General features: G+C 77.2%; 1 protein-coding gene. It reads left to right on the forward strand.

Translation table 11 applies throughout. The features are described 5' to 3' along the window. Positions 1-82: 82 nt before the first annotated feature. Positions 83-13,462 (forward strand): amino acid adenylation domain-containing protein, encoded by a 13,380-nt coding sequence (locus tag ACZ4Z2_RS18545; protein ID WP_468077241.1) that lies wholly within the window; start codon positions 83-85, stop codon positions 13,460-13,462. The last annotated feature ends 47 nt before the right edge of the window (positions 13,463-13,509 follow it).

Genomic DNA, 13,509 nt, shown 5'->3' on the forward strand with positions numbered 1-13,509 from the left:
AGCGTTGTTGACGCGGGGCGGGAACACGCGACGGCCGTGCGCCGGTGCTGTTCCGCGATGCCCGACTTGTAGGGTCCGCACGGTGGAGAGATCGAATGAGGGTTTGAACGACGAGGCGTCGACCGAGACGCTGCTGGACGTGCTGCTGGGGGCGGCACGGGAGGCTCCCGGCCGGACCGTCGTTCATGTGCGGGGCGACGGCGGCGAGCACACCGTCACCTTCGCCGGACTCCGCGACGAGGCACTGCGGGTGGCGGGCGGCCTCGTCGCGGCCGGCGTCGCACCGGGCACCCCGCTGCCGCTGGTCGCCGACCGGGGCGAGGACTTCCAGCCGATGTTCTGGGGCGCCCTGGCGGCCGGCGCCGTGCCCGTGCCGCTCGCGCCGGAGCCGCGCCGCGTGGGACCGGTGTGGGAACTCCTCGGCCGCCCGCCGGTCGTCGTCGACGCCTCCACGGCCTCCCTGCTCGACGAACTGGACGCGGGTGTCAGGGCATTGCCTCTCGACCCGCTCCGCGAGAGCCGTCCGCCGCGGCGACCGCACCGGGCGGCGCCCCACGACGTCGCGTTCCTCCAGTTCTCCTCCGGCAGCACCGGCTCCCCCAAGGGCGTCGAGCTGACCCACGCGGGCGTCCTCGCGAACCTCCGCCAGATCCGTACGGCGATGGCCATCACCGGCGACGACGTCCTCGCGACGTGGATGCCGTACTTCCACGACATGGGTCTCATCGGCACCCACCTCGTGCCCATGGCCGCGCGCGTGCGGCAGATACGCGTCGAACCGCTGTCCTTCGCCAAGCGCCCCGCGCTGTGGTTCGAGGCCGCGGCCCGGCACCGCGCGACCCTGCTGTCGGCCGCCAACTTCGCCCTCGACCTGGCCGTGCGGCGGGTCCCGGCCGCCACCCTCGCGGGGCTCGACCTGAGCCGCGTACGGCTGCTGCTCGTCGGCGCCGAGCCGATCGCCCCGCGCGTCTGGCGGGAGTTCCTGGCGCACACCGCCCCCGCCGGTCTCGACCCGCGCGCCCCGCTCCCGGTCTACGGCCTGGCTGAGGCGACGCTCGCGGTGACCGTGCCGCCGCTGGGCGAGCGCGCCGAGCCGCTGGTCCTGGACCGGGCCGCGCTCAGCCGGGGCCGGGCGGTGGAGACCGCGCCCGGCCCGGGCGCGGTGGAGCTGATGGACCTCGGACTGCCGGTGCCGGGCTGCGAGGTCAGGATCACCGGGACCTCGGGCGCTGCCGAGCGGACCGGCGGGGGCGGCGAGGGCAGCGGGAGCAGCCCGGACCGGGTCGGCCGGGTCGGCCGGGTCGGCCGGGTCGGCCGTGTGCTCGGTGAGGGCCGGGTGGGGCAGGTGGAGGTGCGGGGGCCGCAGGTGGGGCGGGGGTACCACCGGGCGCCCGGGGCGAGCGCGGAGGCGTTCGGGGCCGACGGGTGGCTGCGGACCGGGGACCTCGGGTTCCTGCGGGACGGGCGGCTGGTGGTCACCGGGCGCCACAAGGACGTCGTGTTCGTCAACGGCCGTACGTTCCACGCGTCCGACCTGGAGGAGGCGGTCGCCGCGACGCCGGGGCTGCCGCCCGGCACGACCGCCGCGGTCGTCGGGTCCACCGACCTGGACGGCGGGGGCGAGCGGGTCGTCGCGTTCGTCCGGTGGGCGAGACCTCCGGCGGCGACCGCCGGACCCGTGCTGCGGGCCGCCGCCGGGCGCCTGCGGGAGGCCCTCGGGCACGACGACGTACGGGTACTGCCGCTGCCGCCGGGGGCGTTCCCGCGCACCACCAGCGGCAAGCTGCGCAGGGGCGCGCTGAGGGAGGGGTTCGAGGCCGGGCGGTTCGCGGCGGCGGAGGAACGCTGGGGCTACGCGGGGGCGGGGAAGCGCTGGGGCGACGCGGCGGCGGGGAAGCCCTCAGGCGACGCGGCGGCGAGAAAGCCCTGGGGTGACGCGGCGGCGGGGAACGGCGAGGTCGCCGGGGCGGGGACGGCTGTGGTGCGGGAGATGGCCGCGGTGACGCATTCGGCCGCCGTGGGGGAGACGGGCGCGGAGGGGGAGACGGCCGCCGCCGTGGCAGAGACGGTCCCGGCGGCAGACACAGTCCCGGCGGCAGACACAGTCCCGGCGGCAGACACGGTCCCGGCGGCAGACGCAGTCGCCGCGGCAGAGACGGTCGCCGCGGCAGACACGGTCCCGGCGGCAGAGACGGTCGCCGCGGCAGACACAGTCCCGGCGGCAGACACGGCCCCCGCGCCAGACACAGTCCCCGTGGCAGACACAGTCCCCGTGGCAGACACAGTCGCCGCGGCAGACACAGTCCCGGCGGCAGACACGGCCCCCGCGCCAGACACAGTCCCGGCAACAGAAACGGTCCCCGTGGCAGACACAGTCCCGGCGGCAGACACGGTCCCGGCGGCGGAGACGGTCGCCGTGGCGGAGACGGTCGCCGTGGCGGAGACGGTCGCCGTGGTCGGGGGGTCTCGGTCGGTGCGGGACGTCCGGGAGGCCGTGTGGCGGATCTGGGCGCGGGTGTTGGAGCGGCCCGAGGGCGAGATCGGGCCGCACGGCCGGTTCTTCGACCTCGGCGGCTCCTCGCTGAAGGCGATGGCCGTACTGGCCGGGCTGGAGGACACGTTCGCGGTGACCGTGGAGCCGAGGGCACTGCGGGACCACGACACCGTGGCGGGCCTCGCGGAGTACGTGATGGCGGCGACGGCGGGCACGGGGGCGGGAGCGGACACGGCTGCGGCATCGGCCACCGGTTCCGCTCCAGCTCCTGCCCCCGCCCCCCACGGTCCCGGTGGCCGTGCCGGTGTCGACGCGGCTCCCTCCGGTGCCGTGGCCGTGCTCTCGGTGGCCTGTCGGTTCCCCGGGGTCGAATCGCCCGAGGAGTTCTGGGAGTTGCTGGAGGCCGGGGGCGACACCGTCGGCGGGATACCCGAGGGCCGGTGGGGGAACGGGCCCCGCCCGCGCACCCCGTTCGGCTCCTTCCTCTCCGACCCGGCGGCCTTCGACGCCGACTTCTTCGGGATGGACGACGCGGAGGCACGGGCGACCGACCCCCAGGCGCGGATCTTCCTCGAACTGGCCCACGAGGCACTGGAGCGTGCCGGGTACGCGGGCCCGCGCCGGGCCGGCCGCAGGGTCGGGGTGTTCGCGGCCACCGGTGACAGCGGCTACCGCGAGGTCCTGGCCGAGGCCGCCGACGGTGACCTCGCCCGGCACCCGGCCGCCCTCACCGGCAATCTGCCCAACCTGATCGCCGCCCGCGTCTCCCAGGTGCTGGACCTCAACGGCCCGGCGCTCGCCGTCGACACCGCGTGCTCGTCGGCGCTGGTCGCGCTGCACCTGGCCCGGCGGAGCCTGGCGGCCGGGGAGTGCGACCTCGCGGTGGTCGGCGGGGTCAACCTGGGCCTGACCGGCACCGGGCACCGGCTGCTCGAAGCGACGGGCGCGCTGTCGCCGACGGGACGGTGCAGGGCGTTCGACGCCGACGCGGACGGGTTCGTGCCCGGCGAGGGAGGCGCCGTCGTCGTACTCGCCCGCCTGGACGAGGCCCGCGCCGCCGACGACCCGGTGCTCGCCCTCGTCCGCGGGACGGCGGTGAACAACGACGGCCGCTCGCTTGGCCTGCTCGCGCCCACACCGCGCGGGCAACGGGAGGTCATCGCGCGGGCGTACGCCGAGTGCGGGGTCGATCCGGCCACCGTGTCGTACGTCGAGGCGCACGGCACCGGTACGCCGATCGGGGACCCGGTGGAGGCGCGGTCCCTCGGCCAGGCGTTCCCGCCCCGCCCCGACGGGCTCCCGCGACGGCTGGGCTCGGTCAAGGCGAACCTGGGGCACCTGCTCAACGCGGCCGGAATGCCCGCCCTGGTCAAGGTCGTCCTCGCGCTCGCCCACCGCAGGCTCCCGCCGACACCGCACGCCGGGCGGCCCGCCCCCTTCCTCGCCCACGCGGCCCCCGGCTTCCGTCTCGTGACCGAGCCGGAGCCGTGGACCACCCCGGACGGCCGTCCTCTCACGGCGGGGGTCAACGCGTTCGGCTTCGGCGGCACGAACGCCCACGTCATCCTGGAGCAAGCGCCGGACGGCGACCGCCGTGGGGACGGCTCGGACGGCGCGGATGACCGCCGTGGGGACGGCTCGGACGGCGCGGATGACCGCCGTGGGGACGGCGACGGCGACCGCCATGGCTGCGGGGAAACTTGTGGGTGCGGGCGTCTGCGTCCCGCGTCCGCGTCCGCCGGCGGCGTGGCCGGTGGCTCCGGTCCGCATCTGCTCACCCTCTCCGCCAGGGACCCCGGCGCCCTGCGGGCGGCCGCCGCCGGTCTCGCCGCCCACCTCCGGGCACGGCCCGACCTCGCCGAGGCGGACGTCTGCGCCGCCGTCGGCACCGCGCGCGACGACGCCCCGTACCGTCTCGCGGTCGTGGCCGACGGCGACCTCGTCCGACGGCTGGACGCGGCCGCCCGCGCCGACGCCGGCGCACCCGCCCGCGCCCGCCCCCGCACCGTCTTCGTCCTCCCCGGCCAAGGGGCGCAACGCCCCGCCCCGGCCCGCGCGCTGTACCGGTCGGCCCCCGCCTTCCGGGACACCCTGGACGAGGCGTCCGCCCTCGTCGGTCCCGTCCTCGGCCGCTCCCTGGTCACGTGGTGCCTGGACGAGTCGGCCGCCCCCGAGGAGCTGGCGCGGACGGAGGTGGCGCAGCCGCTCCTCGTCGCGTTCGGCGCGGCCCTGGCCGCGCAGTTGGGCGCGTGGGGCGTACGTCCCGACGCGGTCGTCGGGCACAGCGTCGGCGAACTCACCGCCGCGCACCTCTCGGGCGCCCTCTCCCTGTCCGACGCGATGGCCTTCGCCGCCGAACGGGGGCGTCTGGTCGGCGAACTGGCCGCGCCGGGCGCCATGGCCGCCGTCCGGGGCGACGAGGACACCGTCGCCTCCGTGATCGCCGCGTCCGACGGCGGTCTGTCGGTGGCCGCCGTCAACTCGCCGACCCAGCTGGTGATCGCCGGCGCGTCCGACGCGGTCGACCGTGCCGTCGCGGACCTGGGGGCGCGCGGTGTCGCCGCCCGTCGGCTGCGGGTCTCGCACGCCTTCCACTCCCCTGCGCTGGACCCCGTGCTCGACCCGCTCGGCAACGCCGCGAAGGCCCTGACCGTGCTCCCGGCCGCCGTGCCCATGCTGAGCACGGTCAGCGGGGAGTGGGGCCCCGAGCTGAGCCCCGCCCACTGGCGCGACCACGCGACCCGCCCGGTGCGCTTCGGCGCGGCCGTGGCCCGGCTCCTCGACGACGGGTACGACACCTTCGTCGAACTGGGACCGGGTGACACCCTCTCGGGCCCCGTCCGCACCATCACCGCCGACCGGCTGGGCGCGGGGGCCGGGGCGAGTGCCGGGGCGGGGGCCGGGTCCTCGTCCGCCGGTGTGGCGTATCTGCCCGCCCTGAGCGTCTCCCCGAACGGTGACGCCTTTGGAGTTCCGGACGCACGCGCCCTGCTGGAGACGGTCGGCCGCCTGTGGACACGCGGGGCACCGCTGTCCCCGACGGCCTCCGCACGCGTACGCCCGGGACAGCGCCGGGTGCCCGTCCCCACGTACCCGTTCCAGCGGCGGCGCCACTGGCCGGAGCGCCTCGACGCGGCGGCACCCCGCCCGACGCGTCCCGCCCCCGAGGGCGCCCCCGCCCCCCGGCCCCTGCTGTGGCGCGACGCGCCCCTCATCGCCGCCCCGGGCCCCCGCGCCGTACGCCTGGCCGGCGCCGGCACGGCCCTCGCCGGGGCTCTCGCCGACCGCCTCGCCACGCGGGGCGTGACCGTGCTGGGGCCGGACGACAGGTCCCCGGGCGGGCCGAACACCCCGGAAACCGTGCTGTGGTTCGCCGAGGACACCCCGGAGTCGGCCACGGCCGCCGACGCCATCGCCTCCCTGCGGGGTGTGCTCCCGCTGCTCGGAACCGCCCCCGCCCGTCTGCTGCTCGTCACGGAGGACGCGTACACGACCGGCGCCGGGGACTCCCCCGAGCGCGCCCGGCCGGCCCGGGCACTCCTCCACGGCTTCGCCCTGGCCCTCCCCGACGAGCACCCGGCGCTGTCCGCCCACGGCGTCGACCTCTCCTCGCACGACCCGCTCGCCGTCCGACTCCGGTCGCTGGAGCTGGAGTTGGCCGCAGCCGACGCCCACGGCGACGCCCCCGGCCATGCTCAAGGCGACGTCCCCCGCGAAGCCGTCGGCACGGTCGCCTGGCGGGCGTCCCGTCGGCTCACCCGTACGCCCGTCCCCGCGACCGGCGCCACCCCGACGACCGCCGACGTCCTCCCCCCGAACGGCACCTACCTCATCACCGGCGGCGCGGGCGGCCTCGGTTCCGCGCTCGCCCGTGACCTCGCGGAACGCGGCACGCCCGACCTCGTCCTGACCGGCCGCACCGCCGCTCCGCCCCGAGCCCTGCTCGCCCGACTCCGCGCCCTCGGCGCCCGCGCCCGCTACCAGGCGGCGGACGTGAGCGACGCCCGCGCGATCGACGACCTCGTCGCCGGACTACCGCCCCTGGACGGTGTCCTCCACGCCGCCGGTACGGCCCGCCCCGGCAGCCTGCGCGGCAAGTCGGACGACGAGATCGAGGAGACCCTCGCGGCCAAGGTGCGCGGCACGGTCCTCCTCGCGGAGGCGCTGCGCCGGTACGGCCACGACACCGCCGTCCGCGTCGTCTTCTCCTCCGTCTCCTCGGTCCTGCCCGGCCTGTCCGGCGCCCTCGGCGACTACGCCGCCGCCAACGCGTTCCTCGACGCGTTCGCCACCGCGGAGCACAGCGCGGGGCGCCCCTGGCGGACGATCGCCTTCGGGCCGGTCTCCGACACGGGCCTGGCCAGCGGCCCCCGGGCCGAGGAGCGCCTGCGCGCCCTTGGCCTCGCCCCCCTGCCCGTCCGCGCCGCCCTCACCGCCCTCCACTCGGCGCTCGCCCTGGACACGGCCCATGTCCTGGTGACGGCCACGGCGGATCCGGCGACGACCTCGCGGACGGCGACGGCCCCGGCAACCGCACCCCCACCGGCCCCCGCACCGACCCCGGCACCGGCCCCCGCACCCGCACCCGCACCCGCACCGACCCCCGCCCCAGCCGCATCGACGGAGACAGCCGCCCCCACGGAGGCGGCCGCCCCCGCGATCACCGCCCTCATCCGCCGTCTGCTCGCCGAAGCCCTCCACCGTTCCCCGGCGGACATCGCCGACGACGCCCCGTTCCTCGGCCTCGGGCTGGACTCCCTCAGTGCCGTGGACCTGGCCCGGCGCCTCGAGAGGGAGTTGGGCCGGGCGCTGCCGGCCACCCTGCTCTTCGAGTACCGCACCATCGGCGAACTCGCCGCCCATCTGGCCGCCGGGGCGCCCGGCACACCCCCGCCCGCGCTCCCCGCCGCACGGGGGCATGGCGACCTCCTCCCGCTCACCCCCCTCCAACTCGCCTTCCACATAACCGAGTCGCTCCACGAGGGCCTCACCGCCCACGGCTATGTCCGTCAGAGCGTCAGCGGCCCCCTCGACCCCGCGCTCCTCGGCCGGGCGCTCGCGCGTCTGGCCCGGCGCCACCCCATGCTCCGGATGCGGTTGACCAGTGACGACGGGCCCCGTCCGCGCCAGTACGCCGCACCCGCCGAGATCCTCGACGCTCCCGGTTCCGACGCCGGCCCCGTCTGGTACGAGGTCCGGCGGGTCCCGGCCGGTCCGCGCGCCCTGGCCGACCTCGAACGGGCCCTCTGCAACCGTCCCTTCGACCTCACCTCGGAGGATCCGGTACGAGCCGTGCTGGTCCCCGACCACGACGACGCGCACCTCGCCCATCTCCTCCTGGTCGTCCACCACGCCGCCGCCGACGGCTACAGCCTCAAGGTGCTGAGCGAGGACCTCTGGTCGCTCTACACCGCACTCGCGCGGGGCGACGAACCGACACCGCCCCGCGAACTCCCGTCCTTGTCGGACGAGTTCGGCGCCTATGCGACCGCCCTCTCCGCCGAACGGCACTCACCGGCGTACGAGCGGGACCTGCGGTACTGGCGCGACCGTCTCACCGCGGCGCACACGTCCACCGCGTCCTCCGCCCCCGCCCTTCCCTACGACGGTGATCCCGACGCTCCCCCGGCGCCGCCGCTGGTCCACCACCGCACCGAGCTCGACGAGGAGTTGACGTCCGGGTTGCGTGAGGTCGCGGCCCGGCGCGAGGTGTCGCTGTTCCATCTGATGCTGGCGGCCTACGGGCGGTGCCTGGCGCGGTGGAGCGGACGGCCGGACGTCGCCGTGAACGTGGCGCGGGCGCGCCGCGAGGCGGCGATCGCCGGTGTCGACCGTCTGGTGGGGCCCCTCGCCGACACCCTGCCGCTGTTCGTGACGGTCGGCCCCGACGAGCCGGTGACCGCGCTGGCCGGCCGGGTCCGGGAGATCTGGCGGGAGGCCGAGGCGCACGCGACGCCCGGCAGCGCCGACCTCGCCCGGCTGCTGGGCGAGGTGCGGCCCGCCACGGGACCGGCGCCGCGCACGGTCGCCGAGGCGGGATTCAGCTTCGCCCGCTTCCCGGTGGTCCACGGCCCCGACTGGCCCGTCACCGTCACCCCGACGGCCGCGGCCACCGCCACCGCCGCCACCCGGCTCGGCCTCCTGTGCTGGGAGGCCGACGCGAGCCTGCGCCTCTCCTGGAACCACCCGGCCGCCCTGTTCCGCCCCGGGACGGTACGCCGTCTCGCCGACGCGTATGTCTCCGAACTGCGCGCGGTGGTCGCCGAGTCGGCTGGGCCGGCCGCCGAGCCGAGCACGCACCCGACCACCGAGCCGGCCTCGCCCCCGACCACCGAGCCGGCCTCGCCCCCGACCACCGAGCCCACCACGCACCGGCCCGCGCCGCCCCCGGCCCCGGTTCCCGGGGCGGAGCCGAGGGGCGCCGGGCGGCCCGGCATCGTCGAGCGGCTGTGCGCGCGGTTCCGCGCCACGCCCGAGGCCGTCGCCGTCCACACCGGCGGCGCCGTCCTCTCCTACGCGGCCCTCGACACCGCGTCCGCCTCGCTCGCCACCGGGCTCCGCGCCCACGGCGTACGCCCAGGCGACCTCGTCGGGCTGCTCACCGAACCGGGCGGCACCGCCGCCGTCACCGGAGTGGTCGGCATCCTTCGTGCCGGCGCCGGCTGGGTACCGCTGGACGCCACCCACCCCAGCGCCCGGCACCGGGACCAACTGGCCCGTACCGGTGTCCGCGTCCTGGTCTGCGACCCGGCGACCCACGAGACCGCCGCCCGGCTGGCGGGCGTCGTCCCCGTCGTCACGGCGGAGGTCGCCACGCCGCTCCCGGGCGGCCCGCCCCCGGCCGACGGCCCCGCCGCCCCGGTCCTTCCCAAGGGCCCCGCCGCCCCCCTCCTCCGGGAAGTTCCCGCCGACCCCGGCCACCCCGGCGTCGGCACCGCCGAGCCCTACGACCCCGACGCCGTCGCGTACGTCATCTTCACCTCCGGCTCGACGGGACGTCCGAAGGCCGTGCCCGTGACCCACGGGTCCATGGCGAACTACCTCGACTGGGCGCTGGCCACCTTCGGCTACGGCCCCGGCGACCGGCTGGCGCAGACCGCGTCGGTCTGTTTCGACGCCTCCGTACGGCAGTTGCTGGCCCCGCTGCTCGTCGGCGCCACCGTGCACACCGTCTCCCGGGATCTGCTGCGCGACCCCGAGGCGCTCCTCGACCGGGTCGTGGCGGACCGGATCACGGTGTGGAGCTCTGTTCCGACGCTCTGGGAACGCCTCCTGACCGCCGCCGAGGAGCGCGTCCGCGCCGACGGGGCGACGCCCCCGGACCTCTCCGCCCTGCGCTGGGTCCACGTGGGCGGCGAGGCCCTCCCCGCGGCCCACGTCCGCCGCTGGTTCGACCTCCTCGACGCGACGGCCTACCCGGCCCCTTCCGGCGTCCGACGGGCCCGCCACCGGGTCGCCAACCTGTACGGCCCCACCGAGGCCACCATCAACGCCACCTGCCACATCATCGACACCCGCCCCGCCGACGACGTCCGCCACCTCCCCATCGGCCGCCCCGTCACCGGCACCGAACTGGCCGTGGTCGACGCCGACGGCCGCGCGTGCGCGCCCGGGGAGGCCGGGGAACTCCTCATCGCCGGCACCGGACTCACCCCCGGCTACCTCGGAGACCCGGACCTCACCGCGGCGGCCTTCACCGAACGGGACGGGCGGCGCTGGTACCGCAGCGGCGACCGCGTCCGCCGCACGGCCGACGGGGTACTGGAGTTCCTGGGCCGCCTCGACGACCAGGTCAAGGTCCGCGGCCACCGCGTCGAACTCGGCGAGGTCGAGGCCGCGCTCCTCGCCCACCCCGGCCTGGCCCGCGCCGCCGTCCTGCTGCGGGAGGGGCGGCTCGTGGCGTACGTCGAGCCCCGGGCCGGGGCGGCGCGGCCCGACGCCCGCGAGGTACGCGCCTTCCTGTCCCGGACGCTCCCCCCGTACATGCTCCCGGCCCGGATCCACACCCTCGCCTCCCTCCCCCTGACCGGCACCGGCAAGATCGACCGCAACCGTCTCGCGCCGCCCCCGGACCACGGCACACCCGCACCCACGCCGGAACCGCCCGCAGACCGGGCCGCCGCCGTACCGGAGGAGCCCACCGCGGCGACCGGGCGGACAGCGCCCCGCACCCCACCGGCGACCCCCACCGAACGGCTGCTGGCCCGCGCCTGGTCCCAACTCCTCGACGTGCCCGAGGTCTTCCGGGAGGACGACTTCTTCGTCCTCGGCGGGGACTCCCTCACGGTGCTGGAGCTGTTCTCCCGTCTGCGCGACGGCCACCGCCTCCTGCCACGACCGACCGCCGTCTACACGCACCGCACCCTGAGGGCGCTGGCGGCGGCCATCGACACGGCCGACGACACGGCGGCGGCCACCGCGGTCCCCGTCGCGGAAGCCGCCCCGGCCGCCCCCGCGTCCCCCACCGCCGCCGTCACCCCCTACCCCCTCACCCCCTCCCAGCGGGGCTTCCTCCTGGCCGACGCGCTCTCCTCCGGTGCGCCCGGCGGTTCCGGCGGCCCAGCGGACTCCGCGTGGCTGGCCCGCTTCCGGATCCGCGGGCCCCTGCGCCCGGAGCTGTTCCAGCGCGCGGTGGACGTCCTCGTGGCCCGGCACGCGATGCTCCGGACCGTGTTCCCGGCCGGGGCGCGCCCGCCCGTGCAGCAGGAGTTGCCGGACACGCTGCGGCTGCCGGTGGAGACGGAGGCGCTGAGCGATCCGGGGCTGCTGGAGCGGCGGGTCGCCGAGGAGGCGCGGCGGCGGTTCGAGCCGTGGGCGTGGCCGCTGCTGCGGCTGCGGCTGTTCGCGGTCGCCGCCGACGAACACGTCCTCGTCGTGCACGCCCACCACCTCATCGGCGACGGCTACAGCGCCGCGCTGCTCACCCGCGAACTCCTCACCGTCCACGACCGTTTCGCCGCCGGACTGTCCGACGGGCTGGAACCGCTGCGCTCGACCTTCCGCGACCACGTGGAGCTGCGCGCCGCCCGCCGGGCCCCGTCGCCGTCCCCGGAGACGGCGGACCACCTCGCCCGGCACCGGGCCCCGTACACGCCGCCCGTGCTCCGCGCGTCCCGCCCCGCCGACGGCACCGCCCCGTCCCCCGGCTTCCACACCGCCGGCTTCACCGTCGACGCCGGCCGCGCCGAGGCGTTGCGCCGGCTCGCCCGTGCCGCCGGGACGACGCCGTACGCGCCGTTCCTCACCGCGTACCACCGCGCTCTCACCGGCCTCACCGGCCGACGGGACCTGGTGCTCGGCCTCGCGGTCACCGGACGCGACGACGGCGTGCCCGACGCGCACCGGGTGTTCGGCCCGTTCGCGGAGGCGGTGGCCGTCCGCCCGCCGGTGCGCGGTGAGGCACCCGTCCCCTTCGTGGAGGACCTGCGCCGGGTCGCCGCCGAGGTGGTCGCTGCCCGGACCGCCGGTCCGCCGGACCCGCGGACGGACGAGGGCCTGCCCCGTACGGCCCAGTTCTTCTTCACGTTCCTGGACTTCGGTTCCCTCGGCGCCCCGGCCGGCACGGCGCTGACCGTGCTCCCCGACGACACGGACACGGCGCTCGCCCCGCCGCCCGTGGGCACGGACGTCTTCCTGGCCGTCCGCCCCTCGGCCGACGGCGTACGCGTCACCGTCCGCGCGTCGGCGACCGCCCTCACCGAGGAACAACTGGCCGCGTTCGCAAGGGATTTGTGCCACGAGCTGGAGGGCAGCGCACCCCTGGACGCCGCGCTCGTCGGCTATCTGCCCGCGCCCCGCGACCTGGCCGCGTACGCGGGTCTGCCCCCGGACGCCGTGCCCGGCCGGGAACAGCTCCGGGCGCTCCTTTTCCCGGACGGCCGCCCGCGGCTGCTGGAGACGACGACCACGCCCCTCGGCACGTCCGGCTTCCTCGCCCTGCCGCTGTTCGCCGACGAGCTGACCCGCACTCCCGCAGCCGGGGCCGGTCAGGCCCCTCTGGCCGCCCGCACCGCCCGAGCCGTGGAGCACGCCCTCGCCCTCGGCGCCCGTTCCGTCTCCCTCGCCGGGGTGATCCCGGCCCTGACCGGCTACGGCTACGACGTCCTCCGGGAAACCGCCCCCACGACGGCCACGGCCGCCGCTTCGCTCCCCGCCGCGCTCACCACCGGCCACGCCACGACCACCGTCGCCGTCGTGAAGACCGTCCACGCGGCGCTCGCCGCGACCGGCCGGGACCTCGCCGCACTGACCCTCGCGGTCGTCGGCTGCGGTTCCATCGGCATGTCGTCGCTCCGGCTGCTGCTGGCCCGCAGCCCGCGCCCGCCGGCCGGGCTGCTCCTCTGCGACCTGCCGGGCAGCCTCCCTCGGCTGCGCCGTCTCGCCGCCGAACTGTCGGCGGACCGTCCCGGCACGGCCGTAGAGGTCCTGGAGTCCACGGGCGCCGGTGAGGGCCTGCCGTCCGGTCTGTACGAGGCGGCCGACCTCATCGTCACCGCGGTGAGCGGCCCGACGGCCCTCCTGGACGTCGACCGGCTCCGCCCCGGCACGATCGTCGTGGACGACTCCTTCCCGCACTGCTTCGACACCGCGCGGGCACTCGACCGGATGGGGCGCGAGCGGGACGTGCTGCTCGTCGGAGGCGGACTGCTCGCGGTGGCGACCGCCGAGACCCGGCTGTCGGCGGACCTCCCGGCCCTCGCGCGCACCGGCGCCGCCAAGGGCACGCGGTTCCAGCCCCATCTGCCGGGCACCCTCGCGTCCTGCCGTCTGGAGTCGCTGCTCCACGCCCGCCACGACGGCACGGAACTCCCCCCGACCCACGGCCTGGTGGACCTCCCCCACGCCCTGGCCCACTGGGACGCCGCCGAGGCGGCCGGGGTCACCGCCGCGCCCCTGCACCTCCTGGACCACGTGATCCCCGAGACGACTCTGAGATCGCTGCCCCTGCCCATGCCCCGGCGGTCCTGATGCCGGCTGTCCGGGCCCTCATGACGACGCCCGGCCGGGAGTCCCCC

The organism is Streptomyces sp. NPDC030183 (assembly GCF_055573455.1).